This window comes from Candidatus Vagococcus giribetii, from assembly GCF_017316185.1.
In the GTDB taxonomy this organism is placed as follows: Bacteria; Bacillota; Bacilli; order Lactobacillales; family Vagococcaceae; genus Vagococcus; species Vagococcus giribetii.
In genome coordinates this window covers 1-21,855 of the sequence record NZ_JAFLVX010000041.1, presented here as the reverse complement: position 1 = coordinate 21,855, position 21,855 = coordinate 1, and the positions used below count along the sequence as shown (strand labels likewise).

The following is a 21,855-nucleotide window of genomic DNA, read 5'->3' as shown; positions in this document are numbered from 1 at the left end:
ACGGTTTATATTACACTCTCAAATAATTAGCTTTTTTTCTTTCTTAAATAATCAATTAGCATTCTGTTTGTTTCAATTGCTTTCTCTAAACCTGCAGCATTCATTTCTAATAATGCTTCAAGAAAGATAACCATTTCTTTTAACTCTTTATTTTCTTGTTCCATTTTATTCACCTCCATAACTAGCTGGATTAATACCATTTGGAATTCTCCAACCATTACCAGCTATTCTATCTATTAATTTACGAGCCGTTTCAAATTGCCATGTTCCGACAGGTTGGAATCCTCGTTGTTCTAAGAAACGAATTTGTTTTGGAGTAGTCTGCCCATCATTTCGTCTCTTGGCTAATCTTTCTAATAACTTGGTATCTTCCCGCGTTGTCAACTTTGTCTGGAATGATGCCAAGTTTTACTTATGTCTTAAGTTCATTTTCATTATCCTAAGCTCTATATTTCATAACTATTCTCTTGCTTGTCATTTAGGTTTCTTTAAGCTTTCAATCATTGCTTTCATTTTAGCCTCTTCCTCAGGTGGCAACGGAGTCGCCAATTGCTCATGGTTATTATTTAATGCCCAATCTGGTAGAGTTTCTTTGCGTATTGGTGATTTTACATCACTTTTCTGTCTATTCTGAAAAGCTACATCATCGGCTTTAACTGCTTCCATGCTTAATATATTTTTCTTAGCCCAGTTCTTCATAATTCCCTCAGAGTATCTAAAACCTTTATGCTCCTTAACAGCCCTAGACATGGCTTCAATGACCAATTCAACACCTATATCTTTCACCCAATAATTTATAGATTCACTCACAATTGGTGCTAAGACACCGAAATTCTGTTGGTAGAACTCAAACGGACTAATTCCAGAAGTAGTGGCAGAATCTTTTAGCATTTCTTTTTTACTGCTACTGTTGGTTATATGTTGATGATGGTTCTGTGTTGGTTCTGGTTGCGATATCGTATCAATAGGATATATTTCAATTTCAGATACCATATCAATAGGGCATAAATCTTCTAATTTAGTTTTTATAGGATAATCTAATTTCATACAGTTCATGACAACTTCTGATTTGAATTCAACTGTTTTTAGATTTTCCAACTCTTTATCAATAACTGGTGCTACTTTAGGTGACTTAGCACTATTGTATTTAAGCCAATTTATTAATAATACTTCGTTATGTTGCTTGTTAAACCTTATTTTGCCTTTAGAAACAAAGAAATCAAGAAGCCTATCAACTTCTTCTTTCGATATCCCTAGCTCGAATTGAGCATATCTATAACTAAATTCATACGCACCACTCTGTGTTGTTTTATCGTTCGAAATCAGATAGAGATAAAACAATTTCTCTATCTGGCTGCATTCTCCAATAAAATCATCTTTCCAAAAAGTGGTGTGAAGTTGTCTGTATATAGCCAACTAGTTAACCTCCTTCTGAGTTTTTAAAATGGTAAATCCTCATCTTTGACGTCAATCTGATTATGACTTCCAAATATATTACTAGTATCAGGAAAATCACTTGATTGATTACCTTTTGAATTAGCAAAGTCTATAATCTCAAAATCTTCAATCACTATCTCATCATATCTAATTATTTGCCCTTGCTGATTCTCATAATTGTTATTCTCAGTCCGTCCAGCTATTGCTATTCGTCCACCTTTTTTAATATTGTTCGCGATAAAATCCGCTGCTTTATTCCATGCTATACATTTAAAGAAATCCGCATCTTTTTGACCTTCTTGCTTAAATTTCTTTCTTGTTGCGATATTAAAATTGACAACTGCTTTTCCTGAATTGGTGTATCTTAGTTCTGGATCAGATGTTAACCTACCTATTTTTATGACTATATTCACTTATTCTTTCCTCCTTGTTATTTCTATGGAGATACCACTATTTAGTGATATCTCCTAGTTTCTTATCGTTAAACAGCTCTTGTTGAACTTCTTCGTTTTGTTCATCTTCGACTTTCTCGACTTCTTTTCGTTCTTGCTCAATTGGTTCCATCTCATCAATTTTAGTTTCTTCGATTAAATCATTCTTATCATCATATCTGAATACTTTTTCATCACTTGTAACAGCTGATTGCATTTCAATTGATAAAATCCCCCATTTAGAAAGCATATTTCTAAGGACCGTTTTAATGGCCATCTGGTCATAGTTGTCTTTCCACGCACCTGTTAATTTCGTTTTTTCTCGATTCTTATTATTGCTTATACGATGCTCTTCAACTTCTTGTTTAGTCCAATAAACAGTCTTTTTAAACCCATTAAGAAGTTCAAAGAAACCAACATAACCGATTACTTCATCAGAAATCTTTCCCTCATAACTAAAAGTAAACTCTTCAGTTAGAGGATTCCAATCAACCATTTGCCCTTCATAAACAGCAATTGCATTTAAAGCTTTATATTGACCTGATCGTTGAGCTAATTGTATATAACCTTTATAACCGATAATAAATTGTGCTTCATTATGCTGGACCCATTGATTACCAATTTTTTCACTACGATTAAAAGGAACAATATAGGCGTATCCTAAATTTTTATCGATTGGTAAATCCATCGTTGCTGCTTTCATTGCTGATGCGATAATTGTCATTGGCTCTGCTTTAGCTAAATAATCATCACCACTAACTAAAGTCATTAATGAACTCATAAACTGCTCTGAACGCTCGTTTAAAACCTCATTAAATCGTTTCTTCATACCTGGTGTACTCATTAATGTTTTAAATCCCAGTTTTGATGGATCAGCTTGTTGAGGTGCGTTATCTTGTTGTTGTAACTGATTTTTTAAGCTATCTGTTGTTCCCATGTTATCCAATCTCCTTAATAGTCAGTTTTCTAAATTTACTTTCTTTATAAAATTCTTCGTTATCCTTAATTTCAGGATATTTCGCTTCAACTAATTTTCGATTCATGCTAGTTCTAGTCTGCTCTCTGAATGAAATAACATTCTTGGGAGTGATCGCAATACTTGCATTTTTATCTTTTAATACCAGTTTTAATTGATTGCTTATCTTATCTGATTCTTTCTCTAAATTTTTGATAGTAGACCTAATCTGTTTTTGGCTTTCGATTAACTCATCATATTCAGAGGATAGAATCACTTCGTTATCCTCAATATCTTGAGTTAATTCTTTAATAAAGTTTGTTGTAGCTTCGCTTCCATCAATCTCAGGCTCAATCATTTGTTCGACATTTATAGTCCAAAACTGAATTAGTCGTGTAGTGATTAAATCGATTAACTCTTGGTCACGTTCAATTTTTTTCCATATAAATTTTTGACCACCGATTAAAACAGCGATATAAGCATAATCACGATTTAAAACATTCATGTAGTGTTGGACTTGACAGATATATGCAAGAGGAATTTCTTCCTCTTCCCAATCTTTAGCAAGATAGGCATTAGCAGTTTTGCATTCAAGAATAGCATTTTCACCTACAACATCACGATCAATGTTTGCTCGTAAAAAAGGATAATCCGTATGGATAAAGACTTGATTTCTACGTCTAACTTTTTTTCCTGTTCGTTCTTGAAACTCATTTGCAACAACTTCTTCAAGAACATTTCCCCAGTAAGCTGGTTCACTTTCCCTAAATTCGAGTTCAATTTGACCAGTTTTCTCTAACCACAATTGATAGGGTGAGTGCCATTTGTTTAATCCTAAAACTGTAGCAATATCTGAACCACCAAGACCTTCCCTTCTATTCTCAAGCCATTCTGCATGACTCATATCTAAGGTACTAATCATTCCCATAATGATTTAACCACCTCCATACCTGCAGCTATAATAATATCCTCATTGTTCATATTACTTAAAATCTCTAATAAAGCTTCTTTTTCTAAAGTTTGAATGTATTGAAAGATATCATCTTCTAGCACATAACCATCATCTGTCTGATAGCATATATCTCCCTCATATAAGGGTTGATTTTGCCAATCATATGCAATCTCTACTGGTTCGTCTGTTAGTTTTGTCTTCCACCTATCAAATGCTGCTCCTTCCATTTCAGTAAAACTCACTTTACATCTCTCCTTTTAAAATTCGAGATAAAATATTGGGAATCTCATCTAAATCATCAATAATATATGTATGCTGTTTATCTTTCTCATTAGTATTATTTATAGAATTAACTGCAGCACTTCTCAAAATTTTAGTAGGAATTGGCAACTGCTTATCTAATTCTCTTTCCTGAGCACCTAAGCAAAAAGCAATATCCTTTAAACCACCAGTAATCATTACTGCAACGTGACCTTTCTTGTTTAGTGTACAAACACTGGATACACCTTCTTTATCACATTCTTTTTGAACTTCTTTCATTAGGTTTTGAATTTTTTCACTAATCATGTTAAAATCTCCTTGAATTAATATTTTGTTATGACTGATTTTTGCTTGCCGGCGAATCAGTCTTTTTTTGTAAAAATATAACTGTTATTAAAAGTATTCTCCATCACATTATTTCTACGCCTCTCAATCAGATAAGCAGATTTATTCGAAATTAAATTTTTATCATTACCTATCTTTTGATTGACTGTATAATTCAGTTTTGCCCACTTCCTTTTTCTTATTACAGACTTTTCTTATAAAATGTGCTATAATTCACTCATATGAAAAATATTGTTTAGCAAAGCTGTATTTTATTTTTTTGAAATTTATCCACACTGGCGTAACTAAAGGGTTACAAGGAGGCATTAGAGGTTAGGGAATGCTTCGTTTAAATGAGAAATAAATTATTGTTAGTAATAGTAGCCGCAACTTTAAAATAATGAATATTGATTAATTAGATAGCCTTCTCTTAATTGAGAGGGCTATTGTTCATTTTAAACCTCTCCATTTCTCTTACTCTATTCACTCTTCCTCGTGACCTTTCAATTTGATATACTCTTATAAAGGAGTTGCTTACTTTGACAAAAATATTATCAGAATTCATAATTCCCTTTTTATCTTTGATTATTTCTCTATTAGCCCTTTACTTTTCTTCAAAAAAAGAAAAATTTTCTTTAACTGTTGATATCCTTACAAAAGAAAATTCCGAATGGCTTGTTGATAGAGCTTCAAATGATGACCCTGATGTTTACTTTTTTGAAAAATATAGATTCTTCGTGACTCTAGTGATTACAAATAACAGTTCTCTACCAATTACAATCACTGAATTCTCAATCAACGAAAAACTTGTTTTTAATTCATTTAGCTTAATAAATAACAATTACCAGGTTACTGTTAAAAATAATTGGGAAGAAGTATTTCCTGGAATAAGTGGGTACGGAACTGGAAAAACAATTGGTATCAGTATAAAAGAAGGTTCATTACTCTTACCTCCAATCACAATCAAACCGTATGAATCCGCAGTAGGTACTATCGGTTTCCATTACGACACATCAATAATTGGTAACAATACTCTTCATATAAAAACATCAAGAGGTATAAAACATATACCATTAAATATTTGGAAAAAATATATTTCAAAAGAGAAAAATGATTATATTCCAATCGATATATCTGAACTTTTATAACCCACTAACAAACATACTAAATAGTCATGTTTGTTTTTTATTCCCCTAAAATTTGTCTCAATAGACTAAAAACCCGTCTTAATTCTTTTTACTCATTTCCTAACTCTCCTCTCACAGAACATGAAGTACACATAAATTCTATAAACTACTAACACAACAATGATGAATAGTGGTAACCACCAAAAAGATCTAAAATCCACTAGGGCTGCTCCTACTGAAACACCAAACATAATGAACCATGCTTGTGTCGCTAGCATTTCAAAGTCTTTTTCTGTCATTTTTTATTCTTCCTTTCATTCACCCAAAACAAACAAAAACAATAAATAATTGTCGTTATAACGATTACTTTCATATCCTGATTCATAACTACCTCCAATTACTTAAATAAATCAGTTGCTTCTTTTTTCAAAGCTATAACCCATATAGAAAGTAACGTTTCAATTTGTGGATTGCTATGACCACTAATATCGTTGTAAACATGAGATATAGTAGATGCTGATAATCCTGTTAGTTTGCTAATTTCTTTTGCTTTAATTCGTTGAGCACCCATCTCAGAAGCGATATTACTTGTCGCAATTGCAACTAAATCATTAACTTTGCTCATGATTTACACCTCCTATAATTCATACATAGTGATAATGGCATCAATAATTCCGTTCGCTTTAGCAGACGTATCTTTTCCACTCATAATCCGTGACATACTACTTTTACTGATGTTAAATCTGTCAGCTAGCATTTTGTAAGTGACAAAACTGCTTCTTTCTACAAACTCTTTAATTTTTTCTCTATCATTTAGAGTGATTTCTGCAATCTCTGTCATAGCGACACTCCTTTCTAACAACATGTTGATATTTCTTCTTTTGAAAAGAACCTACTAATAAAAATACTATTGCCCTTTGACCGTTACTTTCGGTGTCCTACTTATTAAAATATGACCGTTATCGTGTTGAATACTTGATTGTTTAATCTCAAATAAACCTAAATCCATTGAGTGCTGAGTCGGCGTATTCCAAACTGTGCTCTTTCTTTTAATGAGAAAAAACATTTTATCGAAGCCATTCGAATAATCTATTTGCACCCATATCACCGCCATTTTTGCTAATTCACATACAAGAATTGATGTTTTCTTGCAGCTATAGCATCAGCAAAAATATGTTTAAGCTCATCACCTCTTATCTCCCCTTTTTTTCTAATAAATAAAACGAATTTAACAACAATATGTTAAAATATATTGACTGTTATTAACATAAATGTTAACATAAAAGCATAATTAAATAAGACATAAAACATTGATTTAATCACTTTCTTGGCGGATAGTTTATATAATCAGTTGTGTTTTTTATTGTCTATTTTGTTGCTAAACTCGTTTACAAGAAATATGTTAACATGAATGTTAATTTTTATCAACCTATTTTAACATAAAAGTTTATTTTTCTTGTAACTTTTAAGGAGAATATTGATATGACAGTTTATAGTAGGATAAAAAAATTAGCGGATAAACAGGGAAAGTCTCTGAATAAAGTGGAAGAAGAACTCGGTTTGTCCAAAAATGTTTTATACAGAATGAAAAATTCTGATAATCCCACAAAAGATCGCTTAGAAGTACTTGCCGACTACTTTGGTGTATCAGTTGACTATCTTTTAGGACGTGAAGAAAAAACATCACTAGCTGAAAAAAATGGTGTATTCGCTTTCGATGGTGAACCTGTTACAGATGAAGAAGTAGAATTTTTAAAATCTGTACTAGCTGCTAAGAGAGCATCTGAAAACAAATAAAGCGGGTTGATTTAATGAGTGAGGTCAATAGCAGATTACTCAAATTAGTAAAAAAAATGGGATTGGATTTAGTATTTTGCAATATGAATCGAAGTGGAATGTATTACGCTGATGAAAAGACTATATTTTTAAGTGACAAACTTTTAGATACAAATTCAGACTTTCAAATCTCCCACGAGCTAGGTCACTGCATCAAAAAACATGAAGAATTATCAACGTATTATAACATCAGTGAATACCATAGAAATAAAGTCGAATATGAAGCAAATCAAATAGCTATTCAAATTTTATTAGCTATTTGGATAAACGAATACGATCTACAAAAAGAGCAACTAAACGCAGTTAAATTTATGGAATATTATAATATTCCACCACGTCTTGAGCTTTGTGTGAGAGAAACAATGCTTAGCTATGCAAAATAAAAAGACATTTCTTTCCCCTACAATGTTTGATTGATGTCCTAAGTTAGTATAAGAATATTACATCATAATGGAGGAGTAAATATGTTTAATAAAAAAGTAGCTATAAGAGTTATTAGCTTTTCTTTAATCTCATTTATGTTAAGTGGTTGTAATGCTTCGAAAGATAACAAAGATGGTAGCACGCAAAGTAGTTTAAGTTCAGTTACTACAAAAACAAACATAGAAGTAAATAGTATTAGTTTCAAAGGTAGTAAACTAACTAAAAAAGATTTTTCATCTCAGAAAGCAATCGATGCTACTTTTTCAATTTACAGCGAGCTAGTTTCATCTTTTCAAGAATCGAGTCTAATAGTCGCTGAAAATATTACTAAAGCTTTTGAAAACAGCGATGACAAGCTTTATGAAATAGCAAAAAACTTAACTATCAGTTTTGAAAGTTCTGATATAGAATCTCTTGAAATGATGCCGAATGATGATGAAAGATATATAGCTTTAATAAACCTAAAAAATTCATCTTATGGTTTCATGGATTATAATGTACGATTATATGAGAGTGTTATGATTGATGGTAATGAAGCTACAGCAGAGGAGTTAAACAAACCTAAAACTCTCGGCGATTTAGTTGATATGGATTTAGAATATGCTAAAGATGTTGGTATAAAGTATGGTCACACTGATACTTCTACTAGTGATTCAAATACTAAATCAACAACTAATAGTAGCAATGAAGTTGGAAGCGATATAACAAAACTATCTAAATCCCCTACTGACGAGCAAAGAGAAATACTATTAATACTGGCTAACCAACAATTTAAACAGGACTTCCCGTATAAAGGCAGTAAGATGCATTCGATCACTGGTGTACTTCAAGACTGGACACAAGATGGCGAATCATGGTACTACAAAACAACTGCAACTATTGTGAACGGGAACAAGGTTAAACAGGATAGAAATGTGGAAGTATTTATCACTCCCACAAGTGCAGATACTGGAAAAGTAGAAATTATCTCTTATTAATAAAAACATCACTCTCCCCTGCAAAGTTTGAGTGATGTTTGAGTATAACAATTACAACTTATTATACCATATTATTTTAGGAGTGAATTTAATGAAAAAGAAAAGTATTATTGTTAGCTTAGTTTTATTATTGATGATTCTATGTGGTGGGGGTTATTATTGGTACTCTCAAATAAAAGTACCCTACGATAATGCTATCAAGAATTTCCAAAAAGAGGCAAATATTGTCAAAAAAGAAAATTCCGTTTTAGATAAGGAAATTGCAAAAGGGCAAAAAGTATTAGACTCTGGTGATAAACCATTAAATGAGAATACTTTTACAGATCTACAAGTTGCTATTTCAACAGCAAATGAGGCAAAAAGAAATATACCTAGCCCTCCTAAAAAAACAGACCAGGTTAAAGTTGAAACTACTAAATTAGCTGCCACTTTGGATTATTCAAACGAAACCAAAGATTTACAAACCGCTATTAGTGAAGCTGATAAAAGTATTAAACAACTAAAACAAGTAACTGCTCCCACTCAAGACTTTGTAATACTTAGATTAAAAAATGTAGATATGATTCAAGATATCATGCCTGTAACAGAAGAAAATGATCCAAATGGTAATTTAAATAAAGCTGGTGGATATACATCATCAATATATTTCTCAAGTAACCTTATAGATCAAAGTAGCGTTTATGGAAAAGATTTAATAGAAAAAGGAACTGAAGCTGGCGGCTGTATTGAAGTTTACAAAACAGTTGAAGAAGCTAATAAAAGAAATGACTATTTAGCAGGGTTTGATGGTGGAGGAATATTGAGTTCTGGTTCACACACTGTTATCGGAACAATCGTAGTTAGAACATCTGATAAACTGACTGCAACGCAACAAAAAGAGTTAGAATCTAAAATTATTGAGTCGCTAACAAAAGTATAATAAAAAAGCACGCTCCTCACCTTGGACAGTAAGAGCGTGCTTTACATAAAAATAACCTATGGTGATAGGCTTCTTTAATTATGCCTATTTTACCATAAAACAGGAGGAAAAGGACATGGCTGAGCCTAAAAAGAATCCCAAAACTGGTAAGTGGACAATTATTATTAGATACAAGAACCCAATTACAAATGATTGGGAAACAAAACAGTATACTTGTGACACAAAAAAAGAATGCAAACAAAAAGAAATTGAATTAAGAGCACGATTAATTAATAGCCAAGTTATCGAAGATGTTAATTTAATTGAATTTTATCATACATGGATGGACACATTTAAAAGAGGCAAAGTTTCCAACTCAAGAATGAATAAGATTGAACTTGTTGGAAGAAATTTAGAAACATTTTTTGGTAATAAACAGACATTAAGAGGAATAAATAAATTAAACTATCAGAAGTTTTTAAACTGGCTAGGTAATGAGAAACCAAACGGTTTAGGTTTAGCAACTGAAACAGTTGAAAACCGGCATGCAATTGTTAGGAGTATGTTTCTTGAAGCTCATGACATGGGCTATATAAATTTAAACCCTACTAGAGGCGTAAAAATAACGGGACAGAACGTCACAAAACTAAGGGCTAAGACTTTATCCTTTGATGACATTTTAATCGTTAAAGAGGCTATTTTGGCTTTTAAAGAGATAACTGTTAAGTATTTTTTACTAACACAAATCTATACTGGGGCAAGATATCAAGAAGTTGCTGCTTTAACATGGGACGATGTATTATTTGAAAATAGACAAATAAATATTGATAAAGCATATGAGTATGCCGGTGTTAGAAACTTTAAAGAACCAAAGTCACCTGCTGGTTATAGAAAAATAGATGTCAGTCAACAACTAATGGAACATTTGAAAATCCATAAAAATCGTATAGATAATTTAGTAAAAAGCAAGAAAATTAGAAATAAATTCAATCTAGTCTTTCCAAACGAACGAGATAGTTATCCTATTTCTAATTCTTATGTTAATCGTACTTTAGTTGAATTGTGTGAAAGACTTGAAATTGACCGAATATCAAGTCATACGTTCAGACATGCAAGAACAGACTTTTTAATATTAAGTGGTGCTGATCCATTATATATAAAAAATCAAATCGGTCATGAGGACATTACTACAACAATGAAACACTATGCTCAAATGAATGAAGATTTAAGAGAAAAAAATAAAAAGTTGCTAGAAACTTATTTCAAAGGAGAAATATAAATTTTCGTCAGTTTTTCGTCAGTTTAATAAATAAAAAACTCTGTATTCCTTTGATATCAAAGGATACAGAGTTTTGGTTTGAAGCCACCTACCAGGATTGAACTGGTGACCTTTTGCTTACCATGCAAACGCTCTACCTACTGAGCTAAGGCGGCAAATTTCTAACAAATATTAGGATACCTGTTCCTAATGAATAAGTCAATACTAAAACCAATTCTGCTATTTTTCTTCCTATTAATAAGTATTATTTCTTTTTATTTTTAAGCAAATATAATAATATCTGTTCGGTTATTGAATTTATCGACTGTTTATTGTAACCTTAAGGAGATTGAATGACTGGAGATAGATAAATAATGAAAATTAGGATCATTGGCTATGCAGGAAGCGGTAAAACCTCCCTCACCCTTAGCCTTCAAGAGAAATACTTAATTCAAGGTATTTCATTAGATGACTTTTTAAAAATAAAAGATAAAAACCAACGCATGACTTCTCTAAACGCTAGATTAGAGACTCTAGACGCTTGGATTGTTGAAGGTGTACAAGTTAGTCCATGGACTAACAAAAGTTTCCATGATGCTGATTTAATTGTGGTTTTAGACTACCCTCTTTATATTACTCAGTTTCGTGTAGTTAAACGAACTTGTAGTCAGGTATTCGACAAAAATAGAGACCTTAATCAGAAAAAAAAGGCCATTAAACGAATGTTTAAACTATTTAAATGGAACAATAAATTTAGAAAAAGACTCCCCCGCATCAAAGGAAACCTATATCATCAAAACTCAAAAGTCATGATTCTTGAATCTCCTCAGAGCGAACGAAGACTCCATCAACACATTAAGAAGCAACAACGTGTAGAAAAGCAAAAAAGACCAAAATAAAACCTCAAAGGATAGTTTCTATCGTATCCTTGAGGTTTTTTATTAATATTCCATTAATCTTAAGATGTCATAGCCTTTAATTTTATCACGGCCATTTAAGTCCATTAACTCAATTAAGAAAGCACAACCAACGACTTCTCCGCCAAGTTTTTCAACTAGTTCAATTGTCGCAGCAATTGTTCCACCCGTTGCTAGTAAATCATCGCAAATAATGACTTTTTGTCCTGGTTTAATCGCATCTTTATGTAAAGTAAGTGTTGCTTCACCATACTCTAAACCATAATCAACTTCGATTGTTTCTCTAGGTAGTTTACCTTTTTTTCTAGCTGGTGCAAAACCAATGCCTAATTCATAAGCAACTGGGCATCCAATAATAAAACCGCGTGCTTCTGGTCCAACAACCATCTCAGCTCCACGTTCTTTAGCATAGGCTACGATTTGTCTTGTAGCTTCTTGATAGGCAGCTCCATCACCCATTAATGGTGAAATATCTCTAAAGATAACACCTTTTTGAGGGTAATCGGGAATACTTGCAATATAATTCTCTAAATTCATCATACTTCCTCCTGTTGCAAAATCCATTGTTTAATCTCTTTGATGTCACTGTATAAAAACAGTTTTTCCATCTCAATTTTTTGTTGATACTCTTGGTAGACTTTGCTTTCTTGTAACGGCTTACTTTCTGGTTTTTCAACTTTAGCCATCAAACCATTTTCTATTGTAACAAATCCTAGATCAAAAAACACGTTTATCATAAAAATTAATAATTTCTTTTCAATTTTTAAATAATTGGCCATATCACCTAGCTTATATCTAACATCTAAAGAAGGAAACGTTGCAATAAACTTAAATAGCTTACCAAATTGTTCTCTTGAAGGTAATCCTGTTAAGTAGTGCTCTTCTTTAACTTGAACAAAGAAAAACAGTCGTTTAATCGTTAGCTTAGAAAAAACTTCCTTTGCTTGGCTTAATTCATAAGGACAATCCACAATCACAACTTCCTCATATTGATTAAACTCAAGGTATTTTTCTTTATCTAATAGACTTGCCACAAACACATCCTGTTCAGGTTTAGTCTCTACGATTGGTAGGCTCTCGTCATTGAAAACAAGATAAGCTACTTTATCACTTGTAGGTTTAGTATCAACACTTTTTTTGCCTCGTATATCAAATAATTGGAAACCATCTACTTCATAGTCTGTTAACATAAGTTGTGGTTTTCTTAAACCATTCCACTCATTTATTGATAGCTGACCAACGAAACGAATAGCCTCACCTTGCGTAAATTCAGCTATTTCACTTCCACGATTAAAAGCGATACAATCCAAGCTAGCTTTATCATTTCTTAGCTGACATTTTAAATGAGTATTATCAGCTCCAATTTGTTTTAACTGAGCAATCTCTTCACTTTGTACTAAAAAGTAAGGTGATGGGTTGTCCGTTCCAAAAGGGGCTAATCGTTTAAACATATCAATATACTCGACAGAAATATCTTCAATTGAGAGCTGACTATCAATAATTAGCTCTTCTTTAGTGTTAACTAAAAGGCCTGACACTTCTAAATAATTAGCCAAGCTTTGTTTGATTGTTTCCAGTTTGTCATAATCAAAAGTTAGCCCTGCAGCCATATGGTGACCACCAAAACTAATTAACTCACTCTTCACTTGACTTAATGTTTTAAATAAATCAATTCCTTGAATACTTCTACCAGATCCCTTTAATCGATTAGTTGTTTCATCATAGGTTAACACAATAACTGGCTTGCCAACTTTTGAAACAATTTGACTGGCAACAATACCTAAAACGCCTTCATGCCACTCTTTTGATATTAGAAATAAAATAGGTTCCTGAGCTTGTTCTTCTGCCATTACCAAAGCTTCTTCTGTTGCTTTTTTGACAATCAATTGTCGTTCACTATTTTTTTCTTGAATAAAACTAGCTAAACGACTTGCCTCTTCTTCATCAAAAGTGCTTAGCAACTCAACACCTGGTGAAGCGTCTCCTAAGCGTCCAATTGCATTCAACCTAGGTCCTAAGGTGAACCCGATAGTTTCTTCTGTTGCATCTCTTAAATCCACTTGCGCAACACTTGCAAGCATTTGTAGTCCAATTCGCTCTGTTTGTTTCATCATTTCCAAACCAATTTTGACAAGGCTTCTATTTTCACCTGTCAAAGAAACCAAATCAGCAATTGTTCCTATAGCAACTAAATCCAAGCTTTCAATTGGAATTTCCCCTAATAAAGCCGTAGCCACTTTAAATGCTACCCCAACTCCAGCTAAATCATTAAAGGGATACTCTCCCTTAGGATGTCTTGGGTGAACAATAGCAAAAGCATTTGGTAGTTCTTCAGGTAGTTCATGATGATCAGTCACAATGACATCAATTCCTTGACTCATGGCATAGGTAATTGCCTCGTGACCACTGACACCATTATCAACGGTTACGATTAATTCAATCCTTTCCTCAATGAATCTCTTGTAAACCTCTAAATTTGGGCCGTAACCATCGTTGAAACGATTTGGTAGATAATAGGTTACATCTCCACCAATCAGTTCAATAGCCTCTTTCATCACTGTGGTACTTGTAATACCATCTGCATCATAGTCTCCATAGACTAAAATTCTTTCCCCAGCTTCAACAGCTCGTTGAATTCTATCAATCACTTTTTCCATATCATACATTAAATACGGATCATGAAAATCTTCCACACTTGGTTGAAAAAAAGAACGTAATTCTTCCGATTTTTGGATGTTGCGATTCCATAAAAATGGAGCTAGTTCTTTTGGTTGATTTAATTTTTCTAACTCTGAAACTAATTGATTGGCATCATCAGATACTTTTTGTTCTCGCCATATATATTGTGATTCTTTCAAAATAACACTCCTGATCTAAAGAGTTTTAATGTCTTAGGACATCAGTCTTTACTAGAATAGTTTAGCATATCTTTCTGGAAAGGGATACTTTGATTTCCCTTGAAAGCATGACCTCTATTTGATAAAATCGAGGGAAGGAAATGGAGGATTAACAAATGAAAAAAAAGGGATTGATTATACTTTTTTCTCTTGTTTTAATTGAATTGGTTATTGTTGGTTTTGTGCTTTTAAAACCCTTCGCTAAAACAGCCAACGTTGAAACTAGTCAAACAAAAGAATCAACAGAAAAGTTACTCACTTCAACAACTATGAGTTCTTCTAATGAAAAAACAAAAAAAGAGGCAAAATGGATCGAAAGTGATACTGAAATTGCTTTTCCTATTTTGATGTACCACAGTCTAGCAGAACCAGAAGGAAATTCTTTAAAAGTGCCTCCTAAAGAATTTGAAGAACACATGAAATGGTTAAAAGATAATGGCTATTATACCTTAACACCTGAAGAAGCCTACATCGTTCTAACAGAAAATAAAAAGCCTGCTGAAAAAATTGTTTGGGTCACTTTTGATGACGGCTATTTAAACAATTACACAGAAGGTTTTCCAATTCTAAAACAATTAGATATGAAAGCAACCATTAATTATATTACCTCAAAATTAGGCTCTGAATATTACTTTAACGTCGATCAAATGAAAGAAATGAAGGCTAGCGGCTTAATCTCGATTCAAAGTCACACAGTCTCTCATCTTGATTTAAACACACTAGATGATGCTAGAATTGATAGTGAGTTATTAGATTCTAAACAATGGTTTGATCAACAACTAAATCAAGATACTTCTGTTCTTTGCTACCCTGCAGGACGATATGATGAAAGAGTTATTAGTTCAGCTGAAAAGAATGGCTATAAAATGGCGATTACGACAGAACCTGGATACGCTAAAAAATCAGATGGCTTATTTACTTTAAAACGAGTGCGAGTCTCACCAGGTTACACTGGTGATATGTTTGGTGACTTTTTACTAGCCTCACAACCATAAAAAAAGCAAAGTTCCTTCATTAGTAGAAGGAGCTTTGCTTTTTATTTAAACCATTTAATTAGATTCGTATTCCATTTAACACTCTCAGCATAAAAGAAGTTACCTCCATTACGGTAAAGCTTCCCTCCATTATGAATAATTGCTAAAGGATGTTTATACGGATATGTCTCTTGTGTTTTATTGCCTAATAAAGGAGCCAAAACATCTCTTGAGTAAGTTTCTGCAAGCTCTAATGTATTCTTTTGTCCTCTATCTTTAATATAATAAATATATTGAGAGCCAAAATTATATGCCTGAACAGCTGTCCAAATATCACACTTCTGTGCATTCGCCTCGTTTACAACCTCTGCTAAATGTTCAACACCAAATTGAATACTTTCTTCACTAGAAGTGACCTGATTTCTTGCACCAAACTTACTTTCACTACTCTGCATCAGATCAATATGATCTCCCTTACTTTCTGTAAAAATAATGCCTAGGATGATATCAGTATACTCTTCCATCTGATACTCTTTAGCAACTTTCTTTACTTCATCTTCCCAAACCATTACCTGCTTCACTTGATTTGAGATTTTAACATAAAAAAAGCCACCACAAACTATTAAGGCTAACAATAAAACGATTAAAAACTTTTTAAAAACACTTCTTTTTTTTCTCTTCAATTTATTGCTCCCTTAAACTTTAAAGTATGCACTATTTTGTCATAGTTTTTATTTTTTATCAAGTTAAAACTATAAAAAAAGCTCAGGAATAAAACATTCCTTGAGCTTTACTAAAAATCTCGATTTTGTTGCCATTCTGGACTTAAAAACTCCTCAGAATTCATCTGATACTTAGGTGCTTGATCATTTTTCAAGAATTTTTGAAGGTCTTGATCTAAGTTCAACCAACCTCTCCAACCAATATGAATGGTATCTTCCATAAAGTATGGCTCTGAGTGTTTATCCGTATAATCAACCACATGATTAAATCCTTGAGACTTTAATTGGTAGTTGATTTTTTTACTAAAGCTATTTAACATCTCTTGAGAAAGACCTGTGTACTCTGACCAACGTTTATTCACTGGAGGAATAACAAACAGAACATCCATATCGTTTTTAGCAATTTGATCTAAAACCAATTGGAAATCTGAAAATTCTGGCGAAGACACATAATCAAATTTCGTTTGAGAATTCTTTAATTTTCCTTTTACAGGTAAAATTCGTTTGGTGTAAAAACCATCAGCAATTTCAAATTCATTGCTTTTTGTTTCTTTTTTACCACTATCATAAGCTAATTTATCTAATTCATCATAGTTAAATTCATTTGGTAATTTTTTAGTTTCTTTAGTAATTCTCTCATCTTTTGACTTGATGCCAATTTTACTAAAAAGTAAATCTTCTTTTGACAGCATGCGATAGCGTACTCTTGCCTGATTAATATTAGTGTCAGACAACTCTTCGCCTTTCGCAATTTTGTTTATAGCTATTTTCATCTGTGTATCGCCCTTCACACTTGAAAAGCCTTCTAAACGCTTAGCTAAATACTGATCGTTAATATCTTTCACATCAGCATTCATTAACCATTGATTCGTTTGAAGTGGTGAATAAAACAGTGAAAACATTGGATCTCCCACACCATCTTTAACAAACCACTGTGGCGAAATAATAAAGACTGCCTTTTTCTTATGTAACTCCTTTTCCATTGAGTTAAGCATAAAATAATGTGTCAAAGATTGTGTCCCTGGAGCACCTAAAAGAAAAGGTTCATAATCTCTTTGATATTTTTGAGCTAATACAGACGGGTGAAATGGATTCACACGACTTAATTCAGATGAACCAAAGAATGGTAAGTATTTATTGCTTCCCATTGCTTCATTTTTTAGAGCATTTCCTTTTAAGACATTTACTGACATAGAAGAGGCCGATTTATGTATTGCTTTATTAGAAGGCTTACTAAATAAGTTTAAAGGGGAAAAGATAATAAACCCTATAATCAATATAGCAACAAAAAAAGGTCCTACAGCTAATAATAACTTTTTCTTATTCATTAAGCTAGAGCAGTAACTTGATTAATGATTTGTTGTGGAGTTCCCCACTCACTTCGATCATACTCAGATACTGGTACAGTAATACCTAACTGACCATCAATTTCAACTAACATTTGAACAGTTGCCATTGAATCTAGTAAACCTTCATCATACAAGTTTAAATCCATTGTTCCTGAAACATCTTCTCCTGTTAAATCTTCAATAATTGCTAAAATAGTTGTTTTGATATCCATTAAATCCATCTCCTAAAAATTATTAATATGTTTTATTAACGTATCTAAAAATCCTGAAAAAATCAGGAAACTGAAACATACAGCATTAAAAGTAATAAAAATACCTAAAGCATTCGTCCATCTATTACTTGGTAACTTATCTTTGTGTTTTTTCTTATAACGCAACCAAGCATCATTGACACAAATTAAAGTAGCATGGAAAATTCCGTATACAATATAATACCATGTTAAGCCATGCCAAACACCCATAATCATAAATAGGGCAAAGTACCCAACGTTTGATGCTACGATACGGCTTTTGAATACTTTTTTCTTCATTAAAGTAAACATCAATCTCATGTAAACATAATCTCTAAACCAAAACGAAAGAGACATGTGCCATCTATTCCAAAATTCTTTAATATTTGGACTTAAGAATGGTTTATTAAAGTTGATTGGTGTTTCATAACCTAATAAATAACTTGTTCCAACAGCGAACAAACTGTAACCTGCAAAGTCAAAGAACAAATATAGACTGTATACATACATATAACCAATCGTTCCTAATACAACTCCACTAGGTGAAAGAGCAAATTGCTCAACAAGTGGAAGTAAATGACTTCCTAGCACATAGCCAATTAAAAACTTATATAAAAATCCCAAGAAAATATAGTGAATTCCTTTCCCTAACATTTCTGTGTATTTTTCTTTAGTAGGTGGCTCTTTTAAATCTTTTAAGAAACGACGATAGCGATCAATCGGTCCTGAGGAAATAGTTGGAAAGAAGATTAAAAACTGAATATAGTCTGTTGTACGATATTCTTTAATCATACCATCACGTATTTCCATAATGACTTGTACAGATTTAAATGTTAAATAAGAGTAACCTAAGAAGTAAAACATGAGATACGAATCTCCCGCTACAAAAGGTCCTATTTTCATGATTAACATCGGTACTAAACTTAACACTATAGCGACATAAAACCATATACTCTTATTGTCCTGTTGTCGGTATTTAAAGTAAACTTTGGTTAACACACATTGCCATAGAATATAGCCAAGTAGAGCATAACCTTGACTCATATGTGGACCAGCAAAACTAATCCATAAGAAAAATACCGTCAGAAAATTTTGATACCAATAAGCTCTTTTACCTTGTAACGAATAAATAATAGACGGAATAAACAAAATTCCTAATAGTATAAAGTAAAAAGGTTTTTCATAAGGCGTTAAATAAGGAACGTAAGTATTTATCCATTGAATCATGAGTTCACCTCTTCAATTAGCTGCTTACGGTTCACTTTTCCATTTGGTGTTAACGGTAAATTTTCAACAAAGACAAATCGTTGAGGAATCATATACTCCATCACACTCTTTTGTAAAGCCTCTTTTATTTCATTACTTTTTATTTTTTGATCGATATCTTGAATCCCTTCAAGTACAACATACGCAATTAATTGTTGAACCTTATGATTCTTATTGTATTTAGGAACAACACACGCATTTCTAACCATATCAATTTCCATCATATGGTGATCTATGTCTCCAAGCTCCATACGATAGCCATGCCATTTAATTTGAAAATCCAAACGACCTTTATAGAACAAGTGCTCATTCTTAATCAAACCTGCATCCCCAGTTTTATAAGCTGGTAAGCCATTATAAGTTATGAAAGCTTCCTTTGTTTTTTCTTCTTGTTCAAAGTAACCTGCTGATACACCTGGTCCTACAATTAATATTTCACCAATTTCGCCTTCTGGCAAGTCATTACCATTATCATCTAAAATAACTAACTGAGTGTCACCTTTAACTTTTCCTAAAGGTAGACGATCAGTTGATTCTAGAACTTCCTCAGTAATTAAAACTGAAGTAATCGCAACTGTTGCCTCGGTTGGCCCATATGTATTAAATATAAGTGCCTTTGGAAAACGATCCATTAACTTTTTAGCAACTGCATGAGGTAATTCTTCACCACAAAATTGGAAATTAACTAAGTTGGGTAATGTTTCATTATTAAAATCAGGACTCAATAAACAAATCTCAACTAATGAAGGCGTTGATACCCAAATATTCAGATCCATTTCAGGTAAACGAGCAAATAATTTCGGAAAATTATCAACTTCATCCTTACTTAGAGCTACCAAAGTACCGCCTGTTAAAAGTGCTGGATATAAATCCATAACAGACAAATCGAATGAAAACGGTGCTTGACATAAGAAGCGTTGGCCTGTTTCTAAAGTAAAATCACTTAACATCCAGTCACAAAAACTAACTAAGTTGTTATAAGAAATCTGTACGCCTTTTGGTTTTCCAGTTGTACCTGAAGTGAAAATCATATAGAAATTCTCATTACCTAAAACCACTTGATTCAATGACGGCATTTCTTTAGATGCAATAACCGTCTCAAATACTTTCTCAGTAATAACATCTTTCTCATCTAAAGGCCAGGCACCTAACGAAATCGCACATGTTGCATTAGATTCTTCTAAAATCATTTGAACTCTTTCATCAGGTGTATGGATATCAACTGGCACGTAACAATGACCTGCTTTTATACAAGCTAAAAAACTTATAATCATACGACCATCTTGTCCACCATAGACTAAAATATTATTTTTATTAGGATAGTTTTTTTCAAGATAGCTTGCTAATGCATTGGAACTATCTTCTAACTCTCGATAAGTCAATTGGTTTAAACCATCATCAAAAAAATAAGATTCTGGAGTTTCTTCAGACCATTTTTTTATTTTTTCTAAAATTAAATTCTTCATGTTTCTAGCAACCCCTTAAAATTGATTGTAAATGAATGATCCTCCACCCACTGCACTGTAGTGGTATAAGTAAACTAAACCTAGTAAAATAGTTGTATATAAAATAGTTTTTCCTGCAAAGCTTAACCATTCTCTTGAATTTTTGTTTTTCACGATATTTTTCATTTCCATTTTCAACATCTCCTATACTTTCTTTCTTTTAACATATTCTACAATAGATTCATCTTTTTTTTATCAAGCATTTGACGTAAATCTATCTACGACCTAAGACCTAGTTTTATGTCATCTTAGAAATATTCGTAACCTTCTTGTAACAACTTGTTTATTATAAATCAAAAGTAATTAAAAATCCAAACTTTTTTGCAGGACAAATTACTATTTTTTATTAATTTTATATTATTTTGGACTGAATTAGTTAACACTTTACGATTCACTATTTTTATAACGATCTTTTTGTATACATGTTTCTATATTACTCTTTATTGAGCAAAATTTTATTTCAACTTTCAGTACAAATAAAAAAAGACTCAAATTGAGTCTTTTACTGGGCTAGCTGGATTCGAACCAACGAGTGACGGAGTCAAAGTCCGTTGCCTTACCGCTTGGCTATAGCCCACTATTAAAAATAAAAAAGGCGACTGATGGGAATCGAACCCACGAATGTCGGAGCCACAATCCGATGCGTTAACCACTTCGCCACAACCGCCATAGTTAAACAGGGGTAGTAGGAATCGAACCCACGCTGACGGTTTTGGAGACCGTAGTTCTACCGCTAAACTATACCCCTATAGTTTAAAAAATATTAAAAATGGAGGGGGGCAGATTCGAACTGCCGAACCCGAAGGAGCGGATTTACAGTCCGCCGCGTTTAGCCACTTCGCTACCCCTCCATATAATGGCGCAAGACAGAATCGAACTGCCGACACACGGAGCTTCAATCCGTTGCTCTACCAACTGAGCTACTGCGCCTAAAACGGTCCCGACGGGATTTGAACCCGCGATCTCCTGCGTGACAGGCAGGCATGTTAACCCCTACACCACGGAACCAGATTAGCTATTTAATGGAGGTTAACGGGATCGAACCGCTGACCCCCTGCTTGTAAGGCAGGTGCTCTCCCAGCTGAGCTAAACCTCCAATAATGACCCGTACGGGAC

Annotated in this window: 27 protein-coding genes, 8 tRNA genes and 1 pseudogene; 8 read left to right on the top strand and 28 right to left on the bottom strand. The window is 32.9% G+C overall.

The annotated features are described in order from the left end of the window. Nucleotides 1–26 precede the first annotated feature (26 nt). The 8 genes and pseudogenes from DOK76_RS12755 to DOK76_RS12720 form a co-directional block, all read right to left on the bottom strand. Nucleotides 27–164 carry a hypothetical protein gene (locus DOK76_RS12755; RefSeq protein ID WP_206968359.1) on the bottom strand — a complete coding sequence of 46 codons (138 nt, stop codon included), beginning with the start codon at nt 162–164 and terminating at the stop codon, nt 27–29. Between the two features lies 1 nt (nt 165). Further along, a pseudogene (locus DOK76_RS12750) lies at nt 166–409 on the bottom strand (DEAD/DEAH box helicase); the annotation flags it as partial. Between the two features lie 65 nt (nt 410–474). Then, nucleotides 475–1,416, bottom strand: a complete 942-nt coding sequence (locus tag DOK76_RS12745; protein WP_206968354.1) for a DnaD domain-containing protein — start codon at nt 1,414–1,416, stop codon at nt 475–477. A 23-nt stretch (nt 1,417–1,439) separates the two neighbouring features. Next, entirely contained in the window at nt 1,440–1,850 is a 411-nt protein-coding gene (locus tag DOK76_RS12740; protein ID WP_206968352.1) for a single-stranded DNA-binding protein, read from the bottom strand. Between the two features lie 37 nt (nt 1,851–1,887). Beyond that, nucleotides 1,888–2,805 carry a recombinase RecT gene (locus DOK76_RS12735; protein WP_206968350.1) on the bottom strand — a complete coding sequence of 306 codons (918 nt, stop codon included), beginning with the start codon at nt 2,803–2,805 and terminating at the stop codon, nt 1,888–1,890. A gap of 1 nt (nt 2,806) precedes the next feature. Then, a complete protein-coding gene (locus tag DOK76_RS12730) occupies nt 2,807–3,751 on the bottom strand; it encodes a YqaJ viral recombinase family nuclease (protein ID WP_206968348.1) in 945 nt (314 codons plus the stop codon). Then, entirely contained in the window at nt 3,742–4,017 is a 276-nt protein-coding gene (locus DOK76_RS12725) for a hypothetical protein (RefSeq protein WP_206968346.1), read from the bottom strand. Before DOK76_RS12725 ends, DOK76_RS12730 begins: the two co-directional genes overlap by 10 nt. A 1-nt stretch (nt 4,018) precedes the next feature. Further along, on the bottom strand, nt 4,019–4,342 hold the full coding sequence (locus DOK76_RS12720; protein WP_206968345.1) for a hypothetical protein: 324 nt from the start codon (nt 4,340–4,342) through the stop codon (nt 4,019–4,021). Nucleotides 4,343–4,899: 557 nt separating this feature from the next. Here DOK76_RS12720 and DOK76_RS12715 point away from each other — a divergent pair. After that, nucleotides 4,900–5,508 (top strand): hypothetical protein, encoded by a 609-nt coding sequence (locus DOK76_RS12715; RefSeq protein ID WP_206968343.1) that lies wholly within the window; start codon nt 4,900–4,902, stop codon nt 5,506–5,508. Between the two features lie 92 nt (nt 5,509–5,600). Here the strand turns inward: DOK76_RS12715 and DOK76_RS12710 are convergent, their stop codons facing one another. From DOK76_RS12710 to DOK76_RS13425, 4 genes are all read right to left on the bottom strand, one after another. Then, nucleotides 5,601–5,786 carry a hypothetical protein gene (locus DOK76_RS12710; RefSeq protein ID WP_206968341.1) on the bottom strand — a complete coding sequence of 62 codons (186 nt, stop codon included), beginning with the start codon at nt 5,784–5,786 and terminating at the stop codon, nt 5,601–5,603. Between the two features lie 98 nt (nt 5,787–5,884). Then, nucleotides 5,885–6,112 carry a hypothetical protein gene (locus DOK76_RS12705; protein WP_206968339.1) on the bottom strand — a complete coding sequence of 76 codons (228 nt, stop codon included), beginning with the start codon at nt 6,110–6,112 and terminating at the stop codon, nt 5,885–5,887. A gap of 12 nt (nt 6,113–6,124) precedes the next feature. Beyond that, complete coding sequence (locus tag DOK76_RS12700; protein ID WP_206968338.1) at nt 6,125–6,328, bottom strand: hypothetical protein; 204 nt, start codon at nt 6,326–6,328, stop codon at nt 6,125–6,127. Between the two features lie 66 nt (nt 6,329–6,394). Continuing rightward, a complete protein-coding gene (locus tag DOK76_RS13425) occupies nt 6,395–6,496 on the bottom strand; it encodes a phage antirepressor KilAC domain-containing protein (RefSeq protein WP_242542317.1) in 102 nt (33 codons plus the stop codon). A 473-nt stretch (nt 6,497–6,969) separates the two neighbouring features. On the opposite strand from DOK76_RS13425, the gene DOK76_RS12690 reads away from it, so the two are divergent. The 5 genes from DOK76_RS12690 (at nt 6,970) to DOK76_RS12670 (ending at nt 10,900) form a co-directional block, all read left to right on the top strand. Next, complete coding sequence (locus DOK76_RS12690; RefSeq protein ID WP_206968336.1) at nt 6,970–7,284, top strand: helix-turn-helix domain-containing protein; 315 nt, start codon at nt 6,970–6,972, stop codon at nt 7,282–7,284. A 14-nt stretch (nt 7,285–7,298) separates the two neighbouring features. After that, nucleotides 7,299–7,706: an ImmA/IrrE family metallo-endopeptidase gene (locus DOK76_RS12685; RefSeq protein WP_206968334.1), complete on the top strand. Its 408-nt coding sequence runs from the start codon at nt 7,299–7,301 to the stop codon at nt 7,704–7,706. An 81-nt stretch (nt 7,707–7,787) separates the two neighbouring features. Next, entirely contained in the window at nt 7,788–8,723 is a 936-nt protein-coding gene (locus DOK76_RS12680; RefSeq protein WP_206968332.1) for a YPYG domain-containing protein, read from the top strand. Between the two features lie 91 nt (nt 8,724–8,814). Further along, nucleotides 8,815–9,642 (top strand): EbhA, encoded by an 828-nt coding sequence (locus DOK76_RS12675; protein WP_206968330.1) that lies wholly within the window; start codon nt 8,815–8,817, stop codon nt 9,640–9,642. 115 nt (nt 9,643–9,757) lie between these two features. Then, the gene (locus tag DOK76_RS12670) at nt 9,758–10,900 is read left to right on the top strand and encodes a tyrosine-type recombinase/integrase (protein WP_206968328.1); all 1,143 of its coding nucleotides are present in this window, start codon (nt 9,758–9,760) and stop codon (nt 10,898–10,900) included. An 82-nt stretch (nt 10,901–10,982) separates the two neighbouring features. On the opposite strand, the gene DOK76_RS12665 is transcribed toward DOK76_RS12670, so the two are convergent. Beyond that, a tRNA-Thr gene (locus tag DOK76_RS12665) sits at nt 10,983–11,055 on the bottom strand. A 198-nt stretch (nt 11,056–11,253) separates the two neighbouring features. On the opposite strand from DOK76_RS12665, the gene DOK76_RS12660 reads away from it, so the two are divergent. Beyond that, complete coding sequence (locus DOK76_RS12660) at nt 11,254–11,778, top strand: P-loop NTPase family protein (protein WP_206968327.1); 525 nt, start codon at nt 11,254–11,256, stop codon at nt 11,776–11,778. A gap of 42 nt (nt 11,779–11,820) precedes the next feature. Here the strand turns inward: DOK76_RS12660 and DOK76_RS12655 are convergent, their stop codons facing one another. Both DOK76_RS12655 and recJ read right to left on the bottom strand, forming a co-directional pair. Next, nucleotides 11,821–12,333, bottom strand: coding sequence for an adenine phosphoribosyltransferase (locus tag DOK76_RS12655; RefSeq protein WP_206968325.1), 513 nt, complete (start codon nt 12,331–12,333; stop codon nt 11,821–11,823). Then, a complete protein-coding gene (recJ, locus tag DOK76_RS12650) occupies nt 12,333–14,654 on the bottom strand; it encodes a single-stranded-DNA-specific exonuclease RecJ (protein WP_206968323.1) in 2,322 nt (773 codons plus the stop codon). Before recJ ends, DOK76_RS12655 begins: the two co-directional genes overlap by 1 nt. Before the next feature lie 155 nt (nt 14,655–14,809). Here recJ and DOK76_RS12645 point away from each other — a divergent pair, with 155 nt between their 5' ends. Further along, the gene (locus DOK76_RS12645; protein WP_206968320.1) at nt 14,810–15,688 is read left to right on the top strand and encodes a polysaccharide deacetylase family protein; all 879 of its coding nucleotides are present in this window, start codon (nt 14,810–14,812) and stop codon (nt 15,686–15,688) included. Nucleotides 15,689–15,729: 41 nt separating this feature from the next. Here the strand turns inward: DOK76_RS12645 and DOK76_RS12640 are convergent, their stop codons facing one another. The 13 genes from DOK76_RS12640 to DOK76_RS12580 form a co-directional block, all read right to left on the bottom strand. Continuing rightward, nucleotides 15,730–16,350 carry a lysozyme family protein gene (locus DOK76_RS12640; protein ID WP_206968318.1) on the bottom strand — a complete coding sequence of 207 codons (621 nt, stop codon included), beginning with the start codon at nt 16,348–16,350 and terminating at the stop codon, nt 15,730–15,732. Between the two features lie 110 nt (nt 16,351–16,460). Further along, a complete protein-coding gene (dltD, locus tag DOK76_RS12635; RefSeq protein WP_206968316.1) occupies nt 16,461–17,717 on the bottom strand; it encodes a D-alanyl-lipoteichoic acid biosynthesis protein DltD in 1,257 nt (418 codons plus the stop codon). Then, nucleotides 17,717–17,950: a D-alanine--poly(phosphoribitol) ligase subunit DltC gene (gene dltC, locus DOK76_RS12630; protein ID WP_206968314.1), complete on the bottom strand. Its 234-nt coding sequence runs from the start codon at nt 17,948–17,950 to the stop codon at nt 17,717–17,719. The genes dltD and dltC overlap by 1 nt, the downstream gene beginning before the upstream one ends. A gap of 12 nt (nt 17,951–17,962) precedes the next feature. Then, nucleotides 17,963–19,195, bottom strand: coding sequence for a D-alanyl-lipoteichoic acid biosynthesis protein DltB (dltB, locus tag DOK76_RS12625; protein ID WP_206968312.1), 1,233 nt, complete (start codon nt 19,193–19,195; stop codon nt 17,963–17,965). Continuing rightward, nucleotides 19,192–20,700 carry a D-alanine--poly(phosphoribitol) ligase subunit DltA gene (gene dltA, locus DOK76_RS12620; RefSeq protein WP_206968311.1) on the bottom strand — a complete coding sequence of 503 codons (1,509 nt, stop codon included), beginning with the start codon at nt 20,698–20,700 and terminating at the stop codon, nt 19,192–19,194. The genes dltB and dltA overlap by 4 nt, the downstream gene beginning before the upstream one ends. A 15-nt stretch (nt 20,701–20,715) precedes the next feature. Further along, nucleotides 20,716–20,871: a teichoic acid D-Ala incorporation-associated protein DltX gene (locus tag DOK76_RS12615; protein WP_370590138.1), complete on the bottom strand. Its 156-nt coding sequence runs from the start codon at nt 20,869–20,871 to the stop codon at nt 20,716–20,718. Nucleotides 20,872–21,244: 373 nt separating this feature from the next. After that, a tRNA-Gln gene (locus DOK76_RS12610) sits at nt 21,245–21,316 on the bottom strand. A gap of 17 nt (nt 21,317–21,333) precedes the next feature. Continuing rightward, a tRNA-His gene (locus DOK76_RS12605) sits at nt 21,334–21,406 on the bottom strand. Nucleotides 21,407–21,416: 10 nt separating this feature from the next. Continuing rightward, a tRNA-Trp gene (locus DOK76_RS12600) sits at nt 21,417–21,487 on the bottom strand. A gap of 22 nt (nt 21,488–21,509) precedes the next feature. Further along, a tRNA-Tyr gene (locus DOK76_RS12595) sits at nt 21,510–21,590 on the bottom strand. Nucleotides 21,591–21,596: 6 nt separating this feature from the next. Further along, nucleotides 21,597–21,669: transfer RNA gene (locus DOK76_RS12590), tRNA-Phe, on the bottom strand. Nucleotides 21,670–21,674: 5 nt separating this feature from the next. Further along, nucleotides 21,675–21,747: transfer RNA gene (locus DOK76_RS12585), tRNA-Asp, on the bottom strand. A 15-nt stretch (nt 21,748–21,762) separates the two neighbouring features. Beyond that, a tRNA-Val gene (locus DOK76_RS12580) sits at nt 21,763–21,835 on the bottom strand. Nucleotides 21,836–21,855: the final 20 nt, after the last annotated feature.

Excerpts from the sequence above, each read along its gene's own strand:
- DOK76_RS12720 (WP_206968345.1), bottom strand. The coding sequence starts at position 4,342 with ATGATTAGTGAAAAAATTCAAAACCTAATGAAAGAAGTTCAAAAAGAA.
- DOK76_RS13425 (WP_242542317.1), bottom strand. The coding sequence starts at position 6,496 with ATGGATTTAGGTTTATTTGAGATTAAACAATCAAGTATTCAACACGAT.
- DOK76_RS12710 (WP_206968341.1), bottom strand. The coding sequence starts at position 5,786 with ATGACAGAAAAAGACTTTGAAATGCTAGCGACACAAGCATGGTTCATT.
- DOK76_RS12700 (WP_206968338.1), bottom strand. The coding sequence starts at position 6,328 with ATGACAGAGATTGCAGAAATCACTCTAAATGATAGAGAAAAAATTAAA.
- DOK76_RS12735 (WP_206968350.1), bottom strand. The coding sequence starts at position 2,805 with ATGGGAACAACAGATAGCTTAAAAAATCAGTTACAACAACAAGATAAC.
- DOK76_RS12730 (WP_206968348.1), bottom strand. The coding sequence starts at position 3,751 with ATGGGAATGATTAGTACCTTAGATATGAGTCATGCAGAATGGCTTGAG.
- DOK76_RS12705 (WP_206968339.1), bottom strand. The coding sequence starts at position 6,112 with ATGAGCAAAGTTAATGATTTAGTTGCAATTGCGACAAGTAATATCGCT.
- DOK76_RS12755 (WP_206968359.1), bottom strand. The coding sequence starts at position 164 with ATGGAACAAGAAAATAAAGAGTTAAAAGAAATGGTTATCTTTCTTGAA.
- dltA (WP_206968311.1), bottom strand. The coding sequence starts at position 20,700 with ATGAAGAATTTAATTTTAGAAAAAATAAAAAAATGGTCTGAAGAAACT.
- dltD (WP_206968316.1), bottom strand. The coding sequence starts at position 17,717 with ATGAATAAGAAAAAGTTATTATTAGCTGTAGGACCTTTTTTTGTTGCT.
- DOK76_RS12645 (WP_206968320.1), top strand. The coding sequence starts at position 14,810 with ATGAAAAAAAAGGGATTGATTATACTTTTTTCTCTTGTTTTAATTGAA.
- dltC (WP_206968314.1), bottom strand. The coding sequence starts at position 17,950 with ATGGATATCAAAACAACTATTTTAGCAATTATTGAAGATTTAACAGGA.
- DOK76_RS12655 (WP_206968325.1), bottom strand. The coding sequence starts at position 12,333 with ATGAATTTAGAGAATTATATTGCAAGTATTCCCGATTACCCTCAAAAA.
- DOK76_RS12675 (WP_206968330.1), top strand. The coding sequence starts at position 8,815 with ATGAAAAAGAAAAGTATTATTGTTAGCTTAGTTTTATTATTGATGATT.
- DOK76_RS12660 (WP_206968327.1), top strand. The coding sequence starts at position 11,254 with ATGAAAATTAGGATCATTGGCTATGCAGGAAGCGGTAAAACCTCCCTC.
- dltB (WP_206968312.1), bottom strand. The coding sequence starts at position 19,195 with ATGATTCAATGGATAAATACTTACGTTCCTTATTTAACGCCTTATGAA.
- DOK76_RS12685 (WP_206968334.1), top strand. The coding sequence starts at position 7,299 with ATGAGTGAGGTCAATAGCAGATTACTCAAATTAGTAAAAAAAATGGGA.
- DOK76_RS12680 (WP_206968332.1), top strand. The coding sequence starts at position 7,788 with ATGTTTAATAAAAAAGTAGCTATAAGAGTTATTAGCTTTTCTTTAATC.
- DOK76_RS12670 (WP_206968328.1), top strand. The coding sequence starts at position 9,758 with ATGGCTGAGCCTAAAAAGAATCCCAAAACTGGTAAGTGGACAATTATT.
- DOK76_RS12690 (WP_206968336.1), top strand. The coding sequence starts at position 6,970 with ATGACAGTTTATAGTAGGATAAAAAAATTAGCGGATAAACAGGGAAAG.
- DOK76_RS12615 (WP_370590138.1), bottom strand. The coding sequence starts at position 20,871 with ATGGAAATGAAAAATATCGTGAAAAACAAAAATTCAAGAGAATGGTTA.